Raw genomic sequence first — 21755 nt, forward strand, 5'->3', positions numbered from 1 at the left:
TAGGACACCGCCGAACAAATATTACGAAAACCCCCGCACTTTCCAGTGCGGGGGTTTTCTGTTTTCCGAGGGGTATTAACGTGACCTCTATGAGCAGCTTTGTGGTGAGGTCCGTGCGGGCGGATGAGTGGCGTGCCGCCAAGGAGCTTCGGTTGGCCGCCTTGCGGGATCCCATTGCGCAACTCGCCTTCCTGGAGACGTACGAGCAGGCAGTGGGCCAGCCTGATTCCTTCTGGCAGGAGCGGGTGCGGAGGGGCGCCGAGGGGGCGACCGGCGCTCAGCAGCTCATTGCGGTGGGGCCTGACGGTGAGTGGGTCGGGGGGCTTGTAGTGCTTGTCGAGGAGCCTGGGACGACCGATTGGGCCGGGTTCGCTGTCGAGCAGCGACAGGGGCACCTTGTGGGGGTGTTCATGCTGCCGGAGCATCGGGGATGCGGGCTGACCGATGTGCTCTTCGACGCGGCTCTGGAGTGGGCCTGGGAGGCCGCGGACGTTGAGCGGGTTCGGTTGATCGTGCATCCGGACAACGCGCGTGCGCAGCGGTTCTATCGGCGCGTGGGGTTCGTACCCAGTGGGGTCACCGTGCCGTTGGGTGAGGGGTCCGACGACTCCGAGGCCGAGTTGGAGTTCGTGCTGGAGCGGGAGCCGCACCCGTAGGAGCTATACCCGTAGGTCGTGGTGCGGCCATCGTGCTCGGAGTTGTTCCCTTGACCGGAGCAGGGCCAGGGTCGGCATGCCTCGGTCCGCTCCGGTGGCGAGCAGCTCCGGGAGCTGGGGGAGTGGAGCGACCGCCGCGACGTCGTCCAGGACGAGTGTCAGTGGTGGGTCGAGGCGACCGGAGGATGACCGTTCGGCCATGCGCCGGCCGCGCTCGACCACGCTTGCGGCGAGTGCTGTCAGGAGGGGCATCGCGCCCGGGTTCGTTCTGGGGTCCTCGATCGGTTCACCGACCACATAGAGCGTGCCCCCTTCGGCGATGAAGGAATCCAGCACGAGGGCATCACTTCGGTTCGGCGTGCATGCCTCGCGGATGTTCACCATCGAGAGCGCGGCGAGGGCTCGGCTCGTCAACTCTTGGGCGATGTCCCGGCGTTCGGGATGCGCGGTGAGGGCTGCTTCGAGTTCGCCGGCGGCGCCGGGGGCGGCCTTGGGGTTGGTGCGGAGGATGCGTACGGCTTCCTGGACGTTGGTGCCCTGGGACCAGCGGTGTACGTGGCGGATGGTGCGAGCGTCTATCGCGGCTGCGTGGAGGTAGCTGCGGAGGAGCGTCTCGGCGGTTTCCGCCGTTGTCCGGTCGATCTTCGCGGTGGGGCGGACCGGGGTGAGGAGGGCGGCTGCTCTCGCGGCTGCGGTGGGTCTGTCCTCGCAGCCGGTGGTGGGGGGCCAGTGGAGGCGGGCCGGGGTGTCGCAGAGGTGGGTGGGGTCGTAGAGGAGGGTGGGGCCCAGTTTGGCTCGGGCGTCCTTGGTCTCCTGCCAGAGGGTGGGGTTGGAGGTGAGGATGAGGGCGGGGCCCTCCGCGTTCTGGATGGCTTGGGTTGCTGGGTGGGTGCGGGTGTCTTCGGTGCCGAAGAAGATTGTTTCCCACCCACCCACCCGTTCGCTGTCTGTTGCCATGGGTGCCGTCGAGAACACCCCTGTGGGTGCCGGCGGAAAGGCCTGCGCGGGTGCTGGTGAAAGGACCTTCGGGGGGTCCGGTGCCAGCGTTTTCGGGGGGTCCGGTGCCGGTGTTTCCGTGTGGGGCTGTGGCTCTTCCGGGATTCTCGCCGAGTCGGGCGGGGGCTCCGTGCGTTGTACCGGGACCTCGTGGCGAGGTGGTTGGTCGTGAGACGTTCTTCTCGCCGTCCGTACCGCTTTCCAGCGGGCCAGGGTGCCCACCACGAACACCGTCAGGACGAACAGGATCATCAGCTGGCCGATGAACAGGCCCCAGAACAGTCCCCAGCCGGAGAGGTGCCCCGCCGGTGTGCGAGGCCAGGCGCCCGGCACGTCTTGTGGGTCCGTGATCAGGTGGCGCAGTGCCTCCGGGGTGCGGGTGAACGTGACGCCCTGTGGCCAGGCGCCGTGGGAGAGCAGGCTCGCGAGGCCTGTTGCCGTCCAGACCAGTAGCGTCAGGCCGAGGAGGAACGCGATCAGGCCCACCAACAGGCCGTCGGAGACGCCGCGTTCGCTCCGCTGCCGTTCGTCCGGTCTCATCGCGTCACGCCACCGTGGACTCGGAGGAGTCGTCGAGGTCGCTGAGGTGCTGTTCGACGAAGGCCGCGGCGCGTTCCTCGGCCTCCAGTTCCGCGGCTCTGAGGGCGTCGTCGGTCAGTTCCAGGTCGCGGGACGATTCCGTCATCGCCCGGTCGGTGAAGACGAGGGCGCGTTCCGTCTCCGTGACCAGGTGTTTGACGACCTGGACGTTGCCGTTGACGTCCCAGACGGCGATGCCTGGGGTCAGGGTCGGGATGATCTCCACCGCCCAGCGCGGTAGGCCGATCACTTTGCCCGTTGCCCGTGCCTCGTCGGATTTCTGGGCGTAGATCGTCCTCGTCGACGCCATCTTCAGGATGGCCGCCGCTTCCTTCGCCGCCGCTCCGTCCACCACGTCACTCAGGTGGTGGACGACCGCCACGAAGGAGAGGCCGAGGCGGCGGCCGAACTTCAGCAGGCGTTGGAAGAGTTGGGCCACGAACGGGCTGCTGATGATGTGCCAGGCCTCCTCGACCAGGAAGATGCGCTTCTTCCGGTCGGGGCGGATCCAGGTGTGCTCCAGCCATACGCCGATGATGGCCATGAGGATCGGCATGGCGATGGAGTTGCGGTCGATGTGGGACAGGTCGAAGACGATCAGGGGGGCGTCGAGGTCGATGCCGACCGTTGTCGGGCCGTCGAACATGCCTCGCAGGTCACCGTCGACCAGGCGGTCCAGGACCAGGGCCACGTCGAGGCCCCAGGCCCGTACGTCGTCCGTGGCGACGTTCATCGCCTCCGCCGACTCCGGCTCGGGATGGCGTAGTTGCTCGACGATGTCCGTCAGGACGGGCTGGCGGTCGACGATCGTCTCGTTGACGTAGGCGTGCGCGACCTTGAGGGCGAAGCCGGAGCGTTCGTCCAGGCCGTGGCCCATCGCCACTTCGATGATCGTGCGGAGCAGGGCGAGCTGGCCCGTTGTGGTGATCGCGGGGTCGAGGGGGTTGAGGCGGATCCCCATGTCCAGGGCGGCCATCGGGTCCAGGCGGATGGGGGTTATCCCCAACTCCTCCGCGATGAGGTTCCATTCGCCGACGCCGTCCTCGCCCTGGGCGTCCAGGACGACCACCTGGCGGTCCCGGAAGCGGAGTTGGCGTAGGACGTAGGTCTTCTCCAGGGCTGATTTGCCGTTGCCCGATTCGCCGAGCACCAGCCAGTGCGGGGCGGGGAGTTGTTGGCCGTACAGCTGGAAGGGGTCGTAGATGTAGCCCTTCCCGGAGTACACCTCGCGGCCGATGATGACGCCGGAGTCGCCGAGGCCGGGGGCGGCTGTGGGGAGGTAGACGGCCTGGGCCTGGCCCGTGGAGGTGCGGACGGGCAGGCGGGTCGTCTCGATCTTGCCGAAGAGGAAGGACGTGAAGGTGTCGGTGAGGGCGGTCAGCGGATCCCGCATCAGCGCATCAGCCCTACCTTCGGATTCCGGTGGCGAACGGGAGTGTGTTGACGAACGCTCGGTGGTGCTCTCGGTCGCACCATTCCAGCTTCAGGTACGACTTGCCCGCCGACGCTCTGATCGTGCGCTTGTCACGCGCCAGGGCTTCCGGTGAGCGGGAGGAGACGGTGATGTAGCCGACCAGGTTGACGCCGGCCGCGCCGCTCGCGAGGTCCTCGCCGCGCTGGTCGATGCGGTTGTGGGAGGCCACGTCGCGGGGGTCGACCGTGCGGTTCATCTTGGCGGCTCGGCTCGCTTCGGCGTCGTCGTTCGTCTTCTCGGTGAGCATGCGTTCGATGGCCACCTCGGTGGGTTCGAGGTCCATCGTGACGGCCACCGTGCGGATGACGTCCGGGGTGTGGACGAGGAGCGGGGCGAGGAAGTTGACGCCGACCGGGGTCATCGGCCATTCCTTCACCCACGCCGTGGAGTGGCACCAGGGGGCGCGCGTCGAGGACTCGCGGGTCTTCGCCTGGAGGTACGTCGGCTCCATCGCGTCGAGCTCGGCCGGCCAGGCGTTGCGCTTCGTCATCGCCTGGAGGTGGTCGATCGGGTGGTCCGGGTCGTACATGGAGTGGATGAGGGAGGCCAGTCTGCCCTGGCCGAGGGGCTGGCGGACGCGAATGTCCGCCTCCTGGAGCCGCGAGCAGATGTCCGTCAGTTCGCGGGCCATGACCACCGCGAGGCCCGCGTCCCGGTCGAGCTTCCTGCCGCCGTGCGGACGCGCCGCGCGGGCCATCGTGTGGGCCTCGGCGGCGAGTTCGCGGTTGAAGTGCATACAGGCGACGAGGTAGGCGCGGTGCTGTTCGCTGCTCGTCGACACCATGGACTGGAGCTGGTCGTACGAGTGCTGCAGCCACGGCGGTGCCTTCTCGTCGCCGCGTACGGCCACGTCCTTGGCGTGGGCGTCCGGGTCGGCGGGGAGGGTGCGGGCGAGCATCTGGAGGCGGGTGACGAAGCCGTCGCCGTTCGCCACGTGCTTGAGCAGCGTGCCGAAGCGGTCGACGAGGGCCTCCTGGTCCTCGCTGTCGCGCAGGCCGACGCCGGGGCCCTCGATCTCGATCGCCGCGGTCACCGTACGGCGGTCCGCGTGCAGGAGTACGGCGATCTCGTCCGGGCCGAACGGGGCCGCGAGCCAGTTGATGCGGCCGATGCCCGGGGGCGGGCCGATCTCGACCTCGCGGCCGTCGATGCGGGTGCCGGCCTCGATGACGGGGCTGCGGTAGGCGGTTCCCTGGCGGAGCGACCGCTTGTAACTGCGGTTGATCTCGAACCACTTGTAGAACGTGCGGCGCTTGTACGGGACGTACACCACGGCCAGTGCCAGCATCGGGAAGCCGGTCAGCAGCACGATGCGCAGGGACAGGACGGGTACGACCAGGCCGCACACCATGCCGAGGAAGGCGCCCACGATGATGAGCGCGATCTCGCCGGACTCGCGGTTGCGGCCGACGATCGCGCTCGGCCGGGCGCGGCCGATGAGATACGTACGGCGGGGCGAGACCAGGTGGGACTCGGTCGTCAACGCCCGTCACCTCCAGGGCGGTTGGATCGGTTGCTGTTGCCGGCGTGCGGGCTGCGCGGCGGGGGTGCGGCGGAGGGGACAGATCCGCCGCCGCCCGAGGGCCGCGAGCTGTGCGCGGCCACGCCGCCGGACACGGGGTTGGCCGGGCGCGGGGTGGACGACTGGCCGCCGCCTCCGCCGCCCCCGTTGTTGTCGGCCCGGCTGCTGTGGGTCTTGATGCCCTGGGCGACGAGGGTCGCCGGGGAGCTGATGACGGCGGCGGCCTTGCCTTCGGCGCCCTGCATGATGCGGTTGTTGCGGGAGTGGGCGATCTCGTCGCCGAAGCCCGGGACGAAGCGGTAGATCATCGCGCTCGCGAAGATGGCGAGGAGGATGATGGAGAGGCCGGAGACGACGGCGGAGAAGGCGTCCGGGCCGTCGTTCGTGGACAGCGCGCCCGCCAGGCCCAGCACGATGGCGATCACCGGTTTGACCAGGATGACCGCGATCATGATGCCGGCCCAGCGGCGGACGTGCCCCCACAGGTTCTTGTCGACCAGTCCCGCGTACACGACCGTGCCGAGCAGGGCGCCGACGTACAGCAGTGCGGCGCGGATGACGAGTTCCAGCCAGAGGACGCCGGCCGCGAGGATCGACACCATGGACACCACGATCAGCATGATCGGGCCGCCGCCGATGTCCTCGCCCTTGGCCAGTGCTCCGGAGAAGGTGCCGAAGAACGTGTCGGTCTGGTCGCCGGTCGCGCTCGCGAGGACCTCGGTGACGCCGTCGGTCGCCGAGACGACGGTGTAGAGGACGAGGGGTGTGAAGGCGGAGGCCAGGACGGTCAGCCAGAGGAAGCCGATCGCCTCGGAGATGGCCGTGGTGAGGGGGACGCCCCGCACGGCCCGCTTGGAGACCGCGAGCAGCCACAGCACCAGGGTCAGGACGGTGGACGCGGCGAACACGACCGCGTACTGCTGGAGGAATTTGGGGTTGGTGAAGTCGACGTTCGCGGTCTCCTTCACGGCCTCGCTGAGCTTGTCGACCGTCCAGGAGGCGGCGTCGGCGCAGCCCTTGGCGAGGGAGGACAGGGGGTCGAGGGTGGAGGCGGGGTTGGAGACCGATCCCGAGCCGCCCTGCTGGCCCTCGCAGACCTCCTTGGCCTGGTCGGGAAGGAGCGCGCAGTCCGGGTTGCCGGCCGTCTGCGATGCCGACGGGGAGGGCGTCGGGGACGGTGTCGGTGCCGCGTACGCCTGGGAGGCCAGGAGTACGGCCGCCGTCTGTACGGCTGTCAGCGCGCCGGCGAGCTTGAGCACGAGGTAGGACCTACCTGGTGTGTTACCGGGCATAGGTGAACCCTCCGTACTCGTCGATGGCCTTGCTGATCTCGTCGGAGGCGGCGGCCCGGTCGTCGCCGGGGACCGGGTTGGGGCCGTCCTTCTCCGAGTAGGAGACGATCTTCCAGTCGCCGCCCGACCAGCGCATGTCGTAGGTCCAGGTGTTCCAGGACGAGGTGACCGGGCTGGTGGAGGTCTCACCTGCGATGCCGCTCAGGCCGACGTACCAGACCTCGACGGTGGCGGTGGTGCCGCCGTACGCCACGGTCTTGGTGCCGACCGGGGTCACGCGCGAGACGAACGTGCTGCCCTCGGGGGCGTTGCCGCCCGCGTCGAGGCCGAGTCTGGTGAGGAGGCTCGCGGAGTAGGCCTTGTCCAGGGGGGCCTTGAGTTTCGCGGCGGCCTCGGCGGTGAAGAGGGTGTCGACGAGCTTGTCCCGGCTGTCCTTGCGGAACATGCCGGTCGAGCCCAGGGACACCGCGTAGTTGGCCGCCGCCGACTGGACGCCCTGCCGGTTGTGCGCGAACCCCGACGGGATGCCGGCCGCCTTCTTCGTGACCGGCTGCTCGCCGGAGGCCGCGGTGGGCGCGGCGGCGGGTCCGTCGGCGCTGTCGCTGCCGGAGCCGCTGCCCGCGGTGGAGGAGGACGAGGACGCAGAGGAATCGTCTCCTCCACGGTTCGCGAAGGCGATCGCCGCGATCAGGAGGACGACCACGCCGACGGCCGTCACCGTGCCCCGTGACGACTTGGTGCGCTGGGCACCGCCGTAGACGCCGCCGTTGCCCTGGTCGTGGTAGCGGGTCCGGGTCTGGCCGGTGCCGCCGTACCCGCCGTCGTCGGGGCGTGTGGAGTCGCCGTCGCTCTGGCTGTCACCGAGACTCATTGCGCGCCCGCCCCCTCGAACTCGTTTTCCAACTCGTGTCGAATCCACGCGTACGGGTACGCGTGACAGTACGACGGTAGCCGTGCTGGTTCCCGCGCGGGCGCGGTGTGGTGACTCGACATCAGGGAGACGCAACCTCAGTCGGTGGGCACGACGGGTGGGTGGGTGTGGGGAGGGAGAACCGGGCTTGCCCGGCGGTCCGACCGACGATGTGCCGAGCGCTGGTGGCGCCGGCTACACGGCCATGCCGTAGACGATGGTGAAGAGGGTGCCGAGCGAGCCGATGATGAACACGCCTGTCAGGCCCGCGATGATGAGGCCCTTGCCCTGTTCCGCGCTGAAGGTGTCCCGCAGCGCTGTGGCGCCGATGCGCTGCTTGGCCGCACCCCAGATCGCGATGCCCAGGCACATCAGGATGGCCACGGCCATCACGACCTGGACCATTGTCTTCGCTTCGGTGCCCAGGCTGCCGAAGGGGCCCCAGTCCGGAGCGATCCCGCCGATGATGGTGTTGATGTCGCCCTTTTCGGCCGCAAGCCACATGTAAGTCACCGCCCCTGTCGGGTAGTTCCGCGCGTCCTCTGCCGCAGTGCAGAGGTCAGGTCCATTCTCGCTGACAATGACGCCGACCGATGTCGACTTGGCGTCATTGATTGGCGGGTTTCGTATGAATACCTTGCCATCGCCTCTCGCGGCACCCTATGGGGGAGCGCGGGACGGTGTGCGAGGGGTTGAACGGATCGTATGGTCACTCTGTGTATCACGGCCGATCACGCCGGGCAATGAGGTGTGGGCGGAACCTGTGGTGTGGTCCCGTCGTTAGCCACCGATGGCCAGCTGTGACCATCGGTACGGTCACGGACCGCTTCTGACGGTCCGTATCCAGATGCAGGCTATCGCGGACCTCGGACATGGCGACGGGCCGCGGCTGGTAGCCGCGGCCCGTTCCCCGGTGCCCGCCGGTGGTCCCCACGACCTCCGGTGGCGTTTGTGCGATGAGTTGCGTGGATGGGTTACGTGGGTGGGTGACGTATTGGCTGGATCTGGTGGTTCCGGGTCGGCCGGTGAGGTTGTTTCAGCCGGTGAAGGCGGTCAGGCCCTGCGGGGTGCCCCAGCCGGTCGGGCCGTCGTAGCCGGACCTGGCGGTGCAGAGGTAGCTCGTGGAGCAGGTGCCGTTGCTGCCGGACGTGACGTCGTTGAGCGCCGAGGTGCCGGCCGCCGCGTAGGGGAACTTCGCCGGGTAGGAGCTGGTGGAGGGGGTGCCGGCGAGGGCGTAGACCGCGGCGATGATCGGCGAGGAGGCGCTGGTGCCGCCGTAGGTGAGCCAGCCGGTGCCGTCGGCGCCGTAGGAGTCGTAGACCGAGACGCCGGTGGCCGGGTCGGCGACCGCGGAGACGTCGGCGACCGTGCGCTTCGAGCAGCCCGTGTCGGTCTGCCAGGTCGGCTTGGCGTCGTAGGAGGAGCAGCCGGAGCCGGCGCCGTTGACGCTGCCGTCGGAGTTGGTCTGGTACCAGACACTCTCGGCCCAGCCGCGGGCGGCGGATGACGTCTTGAGGGAGGTGCCGCCGACGGCGGTCACGTACTGGGAGGCCGCCGGGTACTCGACGCCGTACGCGTCGTCGCCCGAGCTGACGGTGATGGCGACGCCCGGGTGCTTGAAGTACGAGGTGTCGTAGGAGGTGTCGGAGGACGACTCCGAGCCGCCGTAGCTGTTCGAGACGAACTTCGCGCCGAGCTTGACCGCCTCGTTCACCGCTGTGCCGAGGTTGGCCATCGAGGACGACTTGGCCTCGACCAGGGTGATGTTGCAGTTCGGGCAGATCGCGCTGGCCATGTCGAGGTCGAGCGAGATCTCACCGGCCCAGCCGCTGTCGGCGGCGGGGAGGGAGGTCGTCGAGCCGGTCTGGCTGACCTTCTTGAAGCAGCCGTTGGCGGTGGTGCAGGCCGAGAGGCCGTAGTACGAGCGGTACGTGGCGAGGTCGGACTCGGCGTTCGGGTCGTCGTACGCGTCGACGATCGCGATGGTCTCGCCGGAGCCGTTGGACTTGGCGGCGGCGGTCAGTCCGTAGGCGGACTGGAGGTTGCTGGGGCCGTAACCGGTGGGGGTGGCCGAGGCGGCGTTCGGCTTGATGGTCGCGGGTGTGGCGCCCTTCTTCGCCGCCAGCTCCTCCTGGAAGGCGGTGGTGCCGCTGGTGACGCGCAGGGCGTTGCAGGACGCGAAGCCCTTCGCGGGGGTCGCGTCACACTGGTTGGTGTAGTGCACACGGGCCTTGGCGACCTGCGCGGCGATGGTCCTGGCGCTGACCTTCGGGGTCGCGTGAGTGGCGGGGGTGGCCGCTCCGGCCTGGGCGGCGGTGCCGAGGCCGGCGAGAGCGAGCGCGGCGGTGGCGACGGCTGCGGTGCCTATGCGGCGCCATCTGCCGTGCGTGGACTGGCTGCTGGGGGGTGACGTACGCAACGTACAGCCTCCTGTTAGGGGGTTGGCAGGGGCGGTGCGGGTGGTCATGCGGGGGTGGTGCTTGCCGTCGGTGCGGTGTCCCCGGCGGCGGGTTGGCGGCCCGCGATGACCATCGCTTGTTGGGTACGTGACAACAAGACGGGTTGCGGAATCCTGACTTCCGCGTGACTCAAGGGGGTTGGTGGGTTACTGATCACTGACGTGGTGATGGGTGGGGGGAGGGTGCGGCTTGACCCTGGGCACAGGTGATCCACAGGTTGTGGACGGGGGTGGTCCCGGCGTGTGCTGGGCGGTGGTGAGTCGCAGCCGTGGTGGATGCCGAAGCGTGTCCTGACGGTGGTGTCGGCCGATGTGGACGCGGGCACCGGTGTCGGGACGATCCGGCCGACGCTGATGTCGACGTGATCGAGGTGCGCGGGGCTCGGGCTCGCTCAGTCTCAGCCGGCGTCTGGATCCGGCGCACTCCATCGAAACGGCCTTGTGGATCGCATGCGTTCAGGTGTACCTGGGGCCGGAGGTCACCATGTCCTCGTTGGCGACCGCCGGTTGACGTGGCTGACCAGCGCAGGCTTGTCGTTGTCCGGAAGGGTCCCCAGGTCGGGCGCGGGGGGAGTTGGGCGAGTGAGTCCGAGGGGGCGGGCTTAGACGAAGTGATCGAACTCGCCTGCTCGTACGCCCAGGACGAAGGCGTGCCATTTACGGCGGTCGGTGGTGACGACCGTGTCGGGGGTGGTGGTCGAGCGGACACGGACAGGGGCGTCCGGGGCTTCACCGAGGGTGACTTCGATCGTGGGGGCGGTTGCTTTCGGCGGGGGCGTGTCGGTCTTCAGGGTGGTGAGGAGGGTGCGGAAGGCGGCGGGGGTGGTGGTGAGTATCGCTCCGGTGGGGTCGCCGGACTCGGTGAGGTGGATTGTTCGGGGGGTGGTGGGGGTGGTGGCGATGTGTATGCAGGAGGCGCCCTCGGAGCAGTACGACGACTTCTGCCAGTGCGGGGTCATGGGGGTCCGTCCCTTTACAGGTCTCGTGCCACGTTGAGGATGAGGTCCCGGGTCTTCTCCGGGTCGAGCGCAATGTCCTCGATACGGTCGAACAGTGTTCGGTATTTGCGCAACTCCGCCTCGGCGTCGAGGAAGGCGAGGCCGTGTGCCTGGTCGAGATAGACGGTGTCCAGTTCAGGTACGGGACCGTGTGCGTAGTGGATCGACTGTCCGGACCCCGGATAGGCGCCGACGTCGAAGGTGATGGCACGCAGGGTGATGTGGTTTCTGTCGCTCATGTCGAGCAGGTGTTGGAGCTGGTGTCGGGCAATCGTGGAGCCGCCGACCTTCATGCGTAGGGCGGCCTCGTGAATGATCGCCTCGTACGGCGTGGGGTCGTCCTCGCGGAAGAGGATCGCCTGGCGCTTGATGCGGAACGACAGGCGGTGCTCGATGTCGGGCGGCGAGAGTTCTGTGACCGCCTGGCGGAAGATCTCCAGTGCGTACTCGCGAGTCTGCAGCAGACCGGGGATGCGAGCGGTGGTGGAGTCCCGCAACGACCGGGCGTGGTGTTCGAGTTCGGCGAGGTCCAGGAGCGAGGGGGCGAGCGACTCGCGGTGCTCCTCCCACCAGCCGCGTTTCCGATCGCCGGTCATTGCGGCGATCGCGTCGACGAGTGCCTTGTCGGGGGAGGCGTAGTGGTCGGCCAGCGTGCGTACGCGCTCGGCGCTCACGCCCAACCGTGCGGTCTCCATGTTGCTGACCTGTGCCTGCTTCATGCCGAGCAACTGGGCGGCTTGCGTTGACGTCAGGCCTGCGTGCTCGCGCAGCTTGCGCAGCTCGGCGCCAAGCCGGAGTTGACGTCCCGTCGGGCTGTTCCTCACGGGCATTCCGGTCTCTCCTGGGTGCTTCTGTCACCCACAAGGGTGATTGTCTTTAGTATCCCCTGATTTGGGTGAAGAATATATCCGTAGCTCGCTACCTTGGCTTCAGGCGCCCCCACCCAGAAGCACACCGCTCGACGGAGCGACGAAGTCACTGGGCAACCGTCCAACTCCCCTCAGTGATCGGAGACTTCCGATGGCCACCGTATCGCCGCCCTGGAACTACACCCTTCAACTCCCGCGCGATCCACGCTCGCCGGGTATCGGCCGCGCGACCGTGCGGACCGTTCTGGCCGCCCTTGGGCTCGCCGAAGCCATTCCCGACGCCGAACTGGTCGCGTCCGAACTGCTCACCAACGCCCATCAGCACACCAAGGGGCCGTACGCCCTGCGCATTGTTCAACTCGGCGAGCCGGGCCGGTTCCGGGTCGCCGTCTGGGACACCGATCCGAGGGTTCCGCCCGGGTTCGGGGTTGACGGCGCCCCTGACGTCGTACCGCCGGTGGACGGTGAATGCGGCCGGGGGCTTCATCTCGTACGGGCCTGTGCGGACTCGTTGGGTGTTTCGGTGCTGCGGGAGCTGGGGGCCTCGAAGGGCGGGAAGCTGCTGTGGGCCGAGTGTCAGTGGGGTGACCTAAAGTGATGATGCCTGAGTGGAGCGTGAGTGAGGGGGCGGTGTGACGCAGGTCGAACGCAGCCGCAAGGGGACCCCGCGCACCCGTACGGGCCCTGAGGCCGAGGCGGGGGAAGGAGTCGCACAGTACGGTGGATTCGGCGCTGAGCGGGATGTCGGACCTCCCACCGACCCCGTTCGCGCAGCCGCAGAGGTGGAGGAACGGAGGCAGCGAGCCATGTCCGTGTCGCCCGGTGCCTCGATGTATCCGCGACCCCGGCCGGGGAATCTGCGCGAGATCGCCGAGAAGATCGAGGACGCGACGGGTCTGCGGGTGCAGATCCTGGGAGGAAAGCTCGTGATGTCCCCTGCTCCGCGTGGGAAACACGCGGGTGTGGTCAAGCAGGTGCGCCGGCAGCTTGAGGCGGTTGTTCTGCCTGACGGTCTGGACGTGTACGAGGTGTCCTCGATCGCTCTGCCCGAGGATCCGGACGACTACGCGACGCCGGACCTGATCGTGCTGCCCGTCGAATGGGAGGACGACGACGACTGGCTGGCCGACGCCGCTGACGCCGCACTCGCCGTCGAGGTCATCTCCCAGTCCGAGAAATCCCGGGACATCAGGGACAAGGCCGACTGGTACGCCGTCGTTCGCGTGCCTGTTCTCTTTGTCATCGATCCCAGGAAGGGCACCTGGGCCCTCCACGCCCACCCGGACAACGGCGCCTACCGTGACGTTCTGTCGGGCAAGTTCGGGGAGTCCGTTCTGCTGCCCGAGCCGTTCGGGGTCGAGATCGTGACGGACGGCTTTCCCGTGTACGGCGAGGCTCCGCGGGCGGCCCCTAGATCCGGGGGATGACCCTTTTCACGGCTTCACGGCTTCACGGCTTCACGGAGAATTTTCAGCGAGGAGCCTTACCCGTTCTTGCGTTCGCGCGTCACAGTGGCCCCTGATGAAGCGCCTCACTCGTCCCCCTGGTCGACCGGTGGCACGCCTGCTTCCCGTTGTCGCGTTGCTTGCCGTCACCTCCGTCTCCGGTGCGGCCCATGGAAACGCCGCCCCAGGGACCATCGGAGGCGCCTCTGCTGCGCGGGTAGTGCCGCGGAGTGCCCGGGTGGGGGCCCTGTTCAGCGGTGACTTGGAGGGCGGGCACTTCTGTACGGCCTCCGTCGTGCGCAGTGGAGGGCGGGATCTGATCCTCACCGCCGCGCACTGTCTGGGCGGGGACGGGGACACCGATGTCGTCTTCGCGCCCGGGTATCGGGACGGCCGGGCGCCCTACGGGCTGTGGCGGGTGAGCAAGACCTTCGTGCCGGGGGCCTGGAGCGACCGGTCCGACGAGGACAGCGACTTCGCCTTTGCCGTCGTCGCCTCCAAGGGCGGGCGGGATCTGGAGGATGCCGTGGGGGCGAATGTCTTTGCCACGGGGCGGGCGACCGGGGGCAGCGATGTCGTCGTCACCGGGTATCCCAACGTGCAGGAGGCGCCCCTCACGTGTACCAACCGGCCCACCGCGCAGAGTCGTACGCAACAGCGCATCGAGTGCCCCGACTTCACCGACGGTACGAGTGGGAGTCCTTGGGTGGACAGGGAAGGGGAGGTGGTGGGGGTGCTCGGGGGGTTCGAGCAGGGTGGGGCCACTGATGATGTGTCCTACAGCGCTGTGCTCGGGAGTGCGGCCGCTTCGTTGTACCGGGAGGCCACCGGTTCCGCCGACTCCTCCGGCTCCCCTTGACGGGCGGCGCGTTTCGTCATGATCACCGCCGGGTGTGGGTAGCCCCTCTACACTGGCGTGGGCGTACTCCCGGGCGGTGAGGGGCGGTTGACGGTGCGTAAGGCATGGATCGTGGCGAGCGTGGCCGTCGGGGGCACCCTCAGCTTCGTGATGCTGCTCGTCGTGGGCGTCTACCTTGTCGCCGGGAACGTGGCCGGCGGGGTGGGCAGCGGGAGCGTCGCGCTGGCCAAGGGGGCCGTGCCTGCCGCGTATTCGGCGCTCGTGCAGAAGTGGGGCAATCTGTGCCCCGCCATCAATCCCGCCCTCCTCGCCGCACAGCTGTACCAGGAGAGCGGATTCAATCCGAATGCGAAGAGTCCGGCAAAGGCGGAAGGGATAGCGCAATTCATCCCCGGCACCTGGGCCGCGCACGGAATCGACGGCGACGGTGACGGCGACCGCGACGTATGGGACCCGAATGACGCGATTCCATCGGCCGCGTCGTACGACTGCGAGCTCGCCTCCTATGTGAAGGACGCGCCCGGAGACCCGACGCACAACATGCTCGCCGCTTACAACGCGGGGGCGTACGCCGTCATCAAATACGGGGGCGTACCGCCGTATGCAGAGACCCAGAACTATGTGAAGACCATCACCACGCTGCAGACGAGCTTTGCGGCCCCTGTGGGGCGCGTCGACCCTTCCGAGCAGGCGGCGGGGGCGATCACCTACGCCCAGGAGAAGCTCGGCACGCCCTACCTCTGGGGTGGCACCGGTACCGCTGAGCAGCAAGGACGCTTCGACTGCTCCGGTCTCACCCAGGCCGCGTACAGGAGTGTGGGCATCGAGCTGCCGCGCGTTGCCAACGACCAGTACAACGCCGGGGCGCATCCCTCGCGGGACGAGCTGTTGCCGGGCGACCTCGTCTTCTTCTCCGACGATCTCACCAACTCCCGGGCCATCCGCCATGTCGGGATTTATGTGGGCGGCGGTTACATGATTGACGCACCGCGGACCGGCGCGGTCATTCGGTTCGATCCGATCGACACCCCCGATTACTTCGGGGCGACGCGGGTCACCGAAGATGGCGCGAAAGCGTTGCCCACCGCGGTGTGAGCGCAGCGTGAAACCATCCCCTGAGCTGCGGCTTTGCGTCTCTCTTCGATAACGTCTGAGTGATCATTCGGTGGAGAGTGGAACGTATAAACGGAGTTCGTGCGTTCCTGTTCCAGTGGTGGATTCACCGACGCCCGAACCGGGCGTTGGATGTGTCCCGTTTGTCACTTGTGGCACGTGTCAAGCGGTGGGTCCCTACGTCACGGGTGAGCAGGAGCGGCGCACGGAATCAGTGCGCTCTGGCAATGACGACGAAGGGGCCGCAGCACCATGGCTGGATTCGCCGAAACCGGGTCGAACCCCGACGTCGATCTGCTTTACGACATCAATGGCCTGGCCAAGGACGCGCCCCGGTGGTTCGACCGGGTGGTCGAGGTGGTCGGCGAGTACGGGCTGTTGATTGCCATGGTGCTCGTCGTGGTCTGGTGCTGGTGGAGTGTGCGGCGGCGGGGTGGGGACGAGGCGGCAGTGTCCGTGGCCGCGTTGATCTGGGCGCCGCTTGCCGCGGGCGTCGCCGTGCTCGTGAACATTCCGATACGGGGGTTCGTGGAGCGGCCTCGGCCCTTTCTGGATCATCAGGGCCTTGAGGTTCTGGTCTCCGGGAAGACCGACTACTCGTTCGTGAGCGACCACGCGACGATCACCATGGCGATGGGGGTCGGGCTGTTCGTGGCCAACCGGAAGTTCGGGCTGGTGGGGATAGGGCTCGCGCTGGTGGAGGGGTTCTGCCGGGTGTACATGGGGGTGCACTACCCGACGGATGTGGTGGGTGGGTTCGCGCTCGGGACGGCTGTGGTGTTGCTGCTGTCGCCGCTGGCCATGGCGCTTCTTACGCCGGTTGCTCGGGCTGTTGAGGGGTCGGGGTGGGGTCGGGTGTTGATTCGGGCCCGGGGGGCGGGCTCGGGTGCGGGGAGTGGGGCTGCTGTGGTTCCGGGGGCTCGGGCGGGGGCGGGTGCGGACGCGGATGCCGGGGAGCGGGATTTGGCGGCGTAGCCGCCGGGGGGTTCGCCCCCGCCGCCCCTACCCGTCCCATCCTGTTCCTGGGGGCTGCGCCGCCAGACCCCCCTGTCGGCCCTGAAGGGGCCTCGTCCTCAAACGCCGGACCGGCTGAAATGCCCCGGGCCTGGGCTGCGGGGACGGTGAGGGCGGGTTGGGCGGATGCCTTTGGGCCTGGGCTGAAGGAGCGGTGCGGGTGGACGGGGCTCATCCTCTGGTGGCGGGCGGGGGTGGGAAATGCCGGGGGACAGGGACGGCCCCCGGCTTCGCTACAGCGCCTGGGGGTACGTGAACAGTCGGGTCGGGTCGTACTGGTGCTTCAGTTTCTGGAGGCGGGTCGCCGCGTCGCCGTAGTACGCCTTGCGCCAGTTCTTCAGAGTCGGGTCCGTGTAGTTCTGGTAGGCGGCACCCGAGGCGTGCGGGGCCATGGCGTTGTGGGCCGATGTCAGCCAGGACTGGGCCGCCTTGCCCTCCGTACCCGCCCGCCAGGACACGATGTACTGGGCCAGCAAGCGGCTGCGCCGGTGGACGAATGCCGTCGCCGTGGGCGAGACCCGGTTCACCGCGCCCCCGAGTGCCGTGAACGCGATGCTGCCCGAGCCGCCCTGGACCGAGCTGATGCGGGAGAGGAGCGTCTGGATTCCGGCCGTGGAGAGGGAGCGGTCGAAGAAGTCCGAGCGGGCCGCGTATGTCTCCCGGCCCAACGCGCCCTGCGGCGAGCGTCCCGGGGTTCGGCCCGGCAGGTGGCACTGGGCGTCCGTCGCGAAGGACGAGCAGCCCGCGTACACCTCCATGGCCTCCTCGTACGAGCGGCGCTTGAGTGAGACGCTGCTCGCCGGAGAACCGATTCTGTCCGCCAGGCGGTCCACAGCGTTCTGCAGCTCCGTGTAGGTGCCCAGAGAGAACGCAGAGATGGAGATGGTCGGGGTGCCGCCGGCCGTGTTCGCCACGTGCAGGGAGGACCAGATCTCGTCCGGCTGCGTCGGGCCCCACTCCTGCCAGGCCTTCGTCACCGCCGCCGCCTTCCGCCACGGCCAGGACATGAACGCCGCCACCGCCTGGGGTGCCGGGTGGGTGCGGAAGTGGAGTTCGGTGACGACGCCGAAGTTGCCGTTGCCAGCCCCGCGCAGGGCCCAGAACAGGTCCTTGTTCGTGGTCGCGTTCGCCGTCAGTTCGCGGCCGTCCGCCGTGATCAGCGTGGCCTGGGTGAGGCTGTCGCAGGTCAGGCCGTACGCCCTCGACACAACGCCGTGGCCGCCGCCCAGCGTCAGGCCCGACACCCCCACCGTCGGGCACGAGCCCGCCGGGATCGTGACGCCCTTCGCCGTCAGGGCGCGGTAGACGTCGATCAGCTTCGAGCCGGCCCCCACCACCGCGGTGCCGCCGCCCGTCCTGACGCGGTTCAGTTTCGACACGTCGACGATCAGGCGGCCGTTGCCCGAGGACCAGCCCGCGTAGGAGTGGCCGCCGTTGCGGATCGCCACGGGCACGGAGTGGGCACGGGCGTAGGACAGGACCGTACGAATGTCGTCGGTGTGGGCTGCGTACGCCACCGCGGCCGGTTTGAGTCCGTCGAAGCGGGTGTTGTAGAGCTGCCGGGCCGATGCCCAGGAGGCGTCTCCGGGGCGGATGAGCGGGCCGTCGAGGTCTCGGCCGAGGGCCGTCCAGTCGGCGGGGGCCGAGGCGCTGGTCGCGGAGAGGGGCGTCGTCCCCCGGGGTGTGCCTGCCGCGGCCCCCTTCGTGTCCGGGCCCCCCTGGCCCTCGCACGCCGTCGTCGCCATCGCGGCCAGGGCGGCCACGCCGCCCCCCATGAACGTACGCCGGTGCATGGTGCTCCTCGGTGTCACGGTTCCCGCCCCCCAGGTTCCTCCGTTTGAGCCCGTGTTGGCTCCCGTCGAACGAGACGGGTTCCATGCATCGTGGGTTCCCTCACCCGCCGCGCTTGCGGAAGAAAGGGGAAGGCGGTATTCCGGGCTTGTACAGCAGAAACGGGGTGGCCGGGGCCGATCCCCGGGTCGGGACACACACACGTGTTCTCCCCGTGAGCATTCCGTTACCTCACCGCACCGACCGCAGGGGTTCACCCTCCGTTCACCCGCGCCCGTAGGTGGCTTCACCTGATCTGCCTACTTTCGGCCTTACCGGTGCTGCGCGTGCCCTGCTGGGCGCCCCGCACCGCCCATACTTCGCGACCTCGCACGCCGCCGGATCTCAGGACGGCGGCTCCTGGAAGGAAACACCAGACAGTGAAGCTTCAGCGCATGAACCGGCGGGCCCTCTCCCTCGGTGCTCTCGCCGTCTCCGGCGCCCTGGCCCTCACGGCGTGCGGCTCCGACGACACCGGCTCCGGCACGGGCGCCAGCAGCGGCGCCTCCACCGCGGCCAACAGCTCCATCAAGTGCGACGACGCCAAGGGCCAGCTGCTGGCCGACGGCTCCTCCGCGCAGAAGAACGCGATCGCCGCCTGGGTCAAGGCCTTCACGGCCGCCTGCCCCGACATTCAGATCAACTACAAGGGCGGCGGCTCCGGCGCCGGCGTCACCGCGTTCACGCAGGGCACGGTGGCCTTCGCAGGTTCCGACTCCGCGCTGAAGCCCGACGAGGTCACCGCCTCCAAGGCGGTCTGCTCCGGCGGCCAGGGCATCGACCTCCCGATGGTCGGCGGCCCGATCGCGGTCGGCTTCAACATCCCGGGTGTCACGGACCTCGTCCTGGACGCGCCCACCCTCGCCAAGATCTTCGACAGCAAGATCACGAGCTGGGACGACGCCGCGATCAAGGCGCTGAACCCGTCCGCGACGCTGCCCAAGCTGAAGATCCAGCCGTTCCACCGCTCGGACGAGTCCGGCACCACGGACAACTTCACCAAGTACCTGATCGCCGCGACCCCGGACAACTGGAAGTACGAGGGTGGCAAGGCCTGGCAGGCCGAGGGCGGCCAGTCCGCTCCGCAGTCCTCGGGTGTCGCCCAGCAGGTCAAGGCGACCGAGGGTGCCATCGGCTACTTCGAGCTGTCGTACGCCAAGGACATGAGCACGGTGTCCCTCGACACCGGCGCCGCCACCCCGGTCAAGGCCACCATCGAGAACGCCACCAAGGCAATCGCGGACGCCAAGGTCGTCGGCACCGGCGCCGACCAGGCGCTCAAGCTGAACTACACCACCAAGGCCGACGGCGCGTACCCGATGGTCCTCGTCACGTACGAGATCATCTGCGACAAGGGCAACAAGGCGGAGACCCTGCCCGCCACCAAGGCGTTCCTGCGCTACATCGCCAGCGAGGAGGGCCAGGAGATCCTCGTGGAGAACGACTACGCCCCGATCCCCGAGGACATCATCGCCAAGGTTCGCACGACCATCGAGAGCCTGAGCTGACCTGAGTGTGCGGCCCGGTCCTCTCACCGGACCGGGCCGCACCGTCCGGTGCACCGCCGCCAGGAGCCGCACCCCGGGTGCGGCCCCGCAGACCGGAGAACCCGATGGACATAACCACAAAGAACCCAGACACCACCCCACCCGCAGCTCCCGAGCCGCCCACGGCCGAGCAGAAGCGCGCCGCCCGCGGTGCCACCCGACCCGGTGACCGGATCTTCCTCGGTCTCTCCCGTGGCTCGGGCATCCTGCTGCTGGCGGTCATGGCCGCGATCGCGATCTTCCTGACCTATCGCGCGGTCCTCGCCATCAGCGAGGACGAGGGCAACTTCCTCACCACCTTCGAGTGGAACACCAACCTCAACCCGCCGAGCTTCGGTATCGCCGTCCTGGCCTTCGGCACGATCGTCTCCTCGATCGTCGCCATGGTCATCGCGGTCCCGGTCGCGGTCGCCATCGCGCTGTTCCTCACGCACTACGCCCCGCGCAGGCTCAGCGGTCCCATCTCGTACGTGATCGACCTGCTCGCCGCCGTACCGTCCATCGTGTACGGCCTCTGGGGCGCCCTGATCCTCGTACCGAACATGAACGGCCTCTTCGGCTGGCTCAACGACTACCTCGGCTGGACCGGCATCTTCTCCTGGGAAGAGGGCGCGCCGCGCTCGATGCTGACCGTGGGCATCCTGCTCGCGATCATGATCCTGCCGGTCATCACCAACGTCAGCCGTGAGGTGTTCCGGCAGACCCCCCGGATGAACGAGGAGGCCGCACTGGCCCTCGGCGCCACGCGCTGGGAGGTCGTCCGCATCGCGGTGCTGCCCTTCGGCCGCTCCGGTGTGATCTCCGCGTCGATGCTCGGCCTCGGCCGTGCGCTGGGCGAGACGATGGCCGTCGCCACCGTCCTCTCCCCGAGCTTCCTCATCCAGGCCAGCCTGCTCGACCCGGGCGGCGGCACCTTCGCCCAGAACATCGCCGCCAAGTTCGGTGAGGCGAACGAGTTCGGCCGTGACGCGCTCATCGCCTCCGGTCTGGTCCTGTTCGTCATCACCTTGCTGGTCAACGGCGCCGCCCGCGCGATCATCGCCCGCCGCGCCGAGTACTCGGGGGCCAACGCATGAGCACCGTCGTAGCCGAAAAGCCCGGTTCCCTGCAGGGCGCACGGCTTCCCAAGTGGTTCCCCTACGCTCTCGCCGGCGGGTCCGTCGCGCTCGGGATCGGCATCAGCTTCGCCGCAGGCCTGGACAGCAACATCCAGTGGGGCCTGATCGCCGCGATCCTCTTCATCGTCGGTACGTACGTCATCGCCACGCGCGTCGAGGGCAAGCGGCAGGCCAAGGACCGTATCGCGACCTCGCTGGTCTGGGTCGCCTTCCTGCTCGCCGTCGTGCCGCTGGTCTCCCTGGTCTGGACGACCGTCGCACGCGGTGTGAAGGTCCTCGACGTCTACTTCCTGACCCACTCGATGGGCGTGGTCGCCGACACCGAGACGGGCGGTGGTATCTACCACGCCATCATCGGCAGCCTTGAGCAGGTCGGTCTGGCCACCCTGATGGGCGCGCCGATCGGCGTCCTCACCGCGATCTACCTGGTGGAGTACGGGCGCGGCAAGCTGGCCAAGGCCGTCACCTTCTTCGTGGACGTCATGACGGGTATCCCGTCGATCGTCGCGGGTCTCTTCATCCTCAGCATCATGCTGCAGTTCGACATGGAGCCGTTCGGCTTCGCCGGTTCGCTGGCCCTGGCCATCCTGATGATGCCGGTGGTCGTCCGGTCGACGGAGGAGATGCTGAAGCTCGTACCGAACGAGCTGCGCGAGGCGTCTCTCGCCCTCGGCATCCCGAAGTGGCGCACCATCCTGAAGGTGGTCCTGCCGACCGCCATCGGCGGTATCACCACCGGCATCATGCTGGCGGTGGCCCGTATCGCGGGTGAGACGGCGCCGGTGCTGCTGCTCGTCTTCGGTAACCCCTTCATCAACAATGACCCGTTCGAGGGTGCGCAGGCCTCGTTGCCGCTGTACATCTATCAGCAGTACGGCGGGGGCGTGGAGACGTCGTACGACCGTGCCTGGGCGGCGTCGCTCACGCTGATCGCCTTCGTGATGATCCTCAACCTCGGAGCTCGCGGTATCGCCCGCTGGAAGGCTCCGAAGACAGGTCGCTGACGCGGCCGTTCGACAGCGACCTGTGGTCGGCCAGGTGGCCGCCCGCCCCCTCGAAAGAAGCAGTGATACCC

19 protein-coding genes are annotated in these 21755 nt (G+C 68.5%); 9 read left to right on the forward strand and 10 right to left on the reverse strand.

Translation table 11 applies throughout. The features are described from left to right. Positions 1–89: 89 nt before the first annotated feature. Positions 90–656 (forward strand): GNAT family N-acetyltransferase, encoded by a 567-nt coding sequence (locus IEY89_RS00005; protein WP_189145106.1) that lies wholly within the window; start codon positions 90–92, stop codon positions 654–656. A 3-nt stretch (positions 657–659) separates the two neighbouring features. Here the strand turns inward: IEY89_RS00005 and IEY89_RS00010 are convergent, their stop codons facing one another. The 9 genes from IEY89_RS00010 to IEY89_RS00050 all read right to left on the reverse strand — a co-directional run bounded on the left by IEY89_RS00010 (position 660) and on the right by IEY89_RS00050 (position 11715). Then, positions 660–2192 (reverse strand): TraM recognition domain-containing protein, encoded by a 1533-nt coding sequence (locus tag IEY89_RS00010; protein WP_189145107.1) that lies wholly within the window; start codon positions 2190–2192, stop codon positions 660–662. 4 nt (positions 2193–2196) lie between these two features. Then, positions 2197–3624, reverse strand: coding sequence for an ATP-binding protein (locus IEY89_RS00015; protein WP_189145108.1), 1428 nt, complete (start codon positions 3622–3624; stop codon positions 2197–2199). Between the two features lie 13 nt (positions 3625–3637). Then, the gene (locus IEY89_RS00020; protein ID WP_189145109.1) at positions 3638–5188 is read right to left on the reverse strand and encodes an SCO6880 family protein; all 1551 of its coding nucleotides are present in this window, start codon (positions 5186–5188) and stop codon (positions 3638–3640) included. Next, the gene (locus IEY89_RS00025) at positions 5185–6519 is read right to left on the reverse strand and encodes a hypothetical protein (protein ID WP_189145110.1); all 1335 of its coding nucleotides are present in this window, start codon (positions 6517–6519) and stop codon (positions 5185–5187) included. Before IEY89_RS00025 ends, IEY89_RS00020 begins: the two co-directional genes overlap by 4 nt. Further along, on the reverse strand, positions 6509–7390 hold the full coding sequence (locus IEY89_RS00030) for a DUF8175 domain-containg protein (RefSeq protein WP_189145111.1): 882 nt from the start codon (positions 7388–7390) through the stop codon (positions 6509–6511). Before IEY89_RS00030 ends, IEY89_RS00025 begins: the two co-directional genes overlap by 11 nt. A gap of 234 nt (positions 7391–7624) precedes the next feature. Further along, positions 7625–7933: a DUF8827 family protein gene (locus IEY89_RS00035; RefSeq protein ID WP_053742551.1), complete on the reverse strand. Its 309-nt coding sequence runs from the start codon at positions 7931–7933 to the stop codon at positions 7625–7627. A gap of 532 nt (positions 7934–8465) precedes the next feature. Continuing rightward, positions 8466–9848: a S53 family peptidase gene (locus IEY89_RS00040; RefSeq protein ID WP_189145112.1), complete on the reverse strand. Its 1383-nt coding sequence runs from the start codon at positions 9846–9848 to the stop codon at positions 8466–8468. A gap of 641 nt (positions 9849–10489) precedes the next feature. Beyond that, positions 10490–10846 (reverse strand): DUF397 domain-containing protein, encoded by a 357-nt coding sequence (locus IEY89_RS00045; RefSeq protein WP_189145113.1) that lies wholly within the window; start codon positions 10844–10846, stop codon positions 10490–10492. 14 nt (positions 10847–10860) lie between these two features. Then, positions 10861–11715: a helix-turn-helix domain-containing protein gene (locus tag IEY89_RS00050; RefSeq protein ID WP_189145114.1), complete on the reverse strand. Its 855-nt coding sequence runs from the start codon at positions 11713–11715 to the stop codon at positions 10861–10863. A gap of 190 nt (positions 11716–11905) precedes the next feature. Between IEY89_RS00050 and IEY89_RS00055 the strand changes: the two genes are divergently transcribed. From IEY89_RS00055 to IEY89_RS00075, 5 genes are all read left to right on the forward strand, one after another. Beyond that, positions 11906–12352 (forward strand): ATP-binding protein, encoded by a 447-nt coding sequence (locus IEY89_RS00055; protein WP_189145115.1) that lies wholly within the window; start codon positions 11906–11908, stop codon positions 12350–12352. Positions 12353–12560: 208 nt separating this feature from the next. Beyond that, positions 12561–13181: a Uma2 family endonuclease gene (locus tag IEY89_RS00060; RefSeq protein WP_189145116.1), complete on the forward strand. Its 621-nt coding sequence runs from the start codon at positions 12561–12563 to the stop codon at positions 13179–13181. A 94-nt stretch (positions 13182–13275) separates the two neighbouring features. Next, on the forward strand, positions 13276–14058 hold the full coding sequence (locus IEY89_RS00065; protein WP_189145117.1) for a trypsin-like serine peptidase: 783 nt from the start codon (positions 13276–13278) through the stop codon (positions 14056–14058). 87 nt (positions 14059–14145) lie between these two features. Beyond that, positions 14146–15153, forward strand: coding sequence for a C40 family peptidase (locus IEY89_RS00070; protein WP_229694969.1), 1008 nt, complete (start codon positions 14146–14148; stop codon positions 15151–15153). 270 nt (positions 15154–15423) lie between these two features. After that, positions 15424–16146 carry a phosphatase PAP2 family protein gene (locus IEY89_RS00075; RefSeq protein ID WP_189145118.1) on the forward strand — a complete coding sequence of 241 codons (723 nt, stop codon included), beginning with the start codon at positions 15424–15426 and terminating at the stop codon, positions 16144–16146. A 272-nt stretch (positions 16147–16418) separates the two neighbouring features. Here the strand turns inward: IEY89_RS00075 and IEY89_RS00080 are convergent, their stop codons facing one another. Next, the gene (locus IEY89_RS00080; RefSeq protein ID WP_189145119.1) at positions 16419–17978 is read right to left on the reverse strand and encodes an FAD-binding oxidoreductase; all 1560 of its coding nucleotides are present in this window, start codon (positions 17976–17978) and stop codon (positions 16419–16421) included. 417 nt (positions 17979–18395) lie between these two features. Here IEY89_RS00080 and pstS point away from each other — a divergent pair, with 417 nt between their 5' ends. From pstS to pstA, 3 genes are all read left to right on the forward strand, one after another. Further along, entirely contained in the window at positions 18396–19523 is a 1128-nt protein-coding gene (gene pstS, locus IEY89_RS00085; protein ID WP_189145120.1) for a phosphate ABC transporter substrate-binding protein PstS, read from the forward strand. 104 nt (positions 19524–19627) lie between these two features. After that, positions 19628–20638 (forward strand): phosphate ABC transporter permease subunit PstC, encoded by a 1011-nt coding sequence (pstC, locus tag IEY89_RS00090; protein WP_189145121.1) that lies wholly within the window; start codon positions 19628–19630, stop codon positions 20636–20638. Continuing rightward, positions 20635–21684: a phosphate ABC transporter permease PstA gene (gene pstA, locus IEY89_RS00095; protein ID WP_189145122.1), complete on the forward strand. Its 1050-nt coding sequence runs from the start codon at positions 20635–20637 to the stop codon at positions 21682–21684. Before pstC ends, pstA begins: the two co-directional genes overlap by 4 nt. Positions 21685–21755 lie beyond the last annotated feature (71 nt).

The sequence above is a fragment of the Streptomyces lacrimifluminis genome, assembly GCF_014646095.1.
Classification (GTDB): Bacteria; Actinomycetota; Actinomycetes; order Streptomycetales; family Streptomycetaceae; genus Streptomyces; species Streptomyces lacrimifluminis.

Coding starts and splice junctions, on each gene's coding strand:
- IEY89_RS00050 (WP_189145114.1), bottom strand. CDS start 11,715: ATGCCCGTGAGGAACAGCCCGACGGGACGTCAACTCCGGCTTGGCGCC.
- IEY89_RS00080 (WP_189145119.1), bottom strand. CDS start 17,978: ATGCACCGGCGTACGTTCATGGGGGGCGGCGTGGCCGCCCTGGCCGCG.
- IEY89_RS00065 (WP_189145117.1), top strand. CDS start 13,276: ATGAAGCGCCTCACTCGTCCCCCTGGTCGACCGGTGGCACGCCTGCTT.
- IEY89_RS00005 (WP_189145106.1), top strand. CDS start 90: ATGAGCAGCTTTGTGGTGAGGTCCGTGCGGGCGGATGAGTGGCGTGCC.
- IEY89_RS00010 (WP_189145107.1), bottom strand. CDS start 2,192: ATGAGACCGGACGAACGGCAGCGGAGCGAACGCGGCGTCTCCGACGGC.
- pstC (WP_189145121.1), top strand. CDS start 19,628: ATGGACATAACCACAAAGAACCCAGACACCACCCCACCCGCAGCTCCC.
- IEY89_RS00045 (WP_189145113.1), bottom strand. CDS start 10,846: ATGACCCCGCACTGGCAGAAGTCGTCGTACTGCTCCGAGGGCGCCTCC.
- IEY89_RS00030 (WP_189145111.1), bottom strand. CDS start 7,390: ATGAGTCTCGGTGACAGCCAGAGCGACGGCGACTCCACACGCCCCGAC.
- pstA (WP_189145122.1), top strand. CDS start 20,635: ATGAGCACCGTCGTAGCCGAAAAGCCCGGTTCCCTGCAGGGCGCACGG.
- IEY89_RS00060 (WP_189145116.1), top strand. CDS start 12,561: ATGTCCGTGTCGCCCGGTGCCTCGATGTATCCGCGACCCCGGCCGGGG.
- IEY89_RS00055 (WP_189145115.1), top strand. CDS start 11,906: ATGGCCACCGTATCGCCGCCCTGGAACTACACCCTTCAACTCCCGCGC.
- IEY89_RS00015 (WP_189145108.1), bottom strand. CDS start 3,624: ATGCGGGATCCGCTGACCGCCCTCACCGACACCTTCACGTCCTTCCTC.
- IEY89_RS00035 (WP_053742551.1), bottom strand. CDS start 7,933: ATGTGGCTTGCGGCCGAAAAGGGCGACATCAACACCATCATCGGCGGG.
- IEY89_RS00075 (WP_189145118.1), top strand. CDS start 15,424: ATGGCTGGATTCGCCGAAACCGGGTCGAACCCCGACGTCGATCTGCTT.
- IEY89_RS00025 (WP_189145110.1), bottom strand. CDS start 6,519: ATGCCCGGTAACACACCAGGTAGGTCCTACCTCGTGCTCAAGCTCGCC.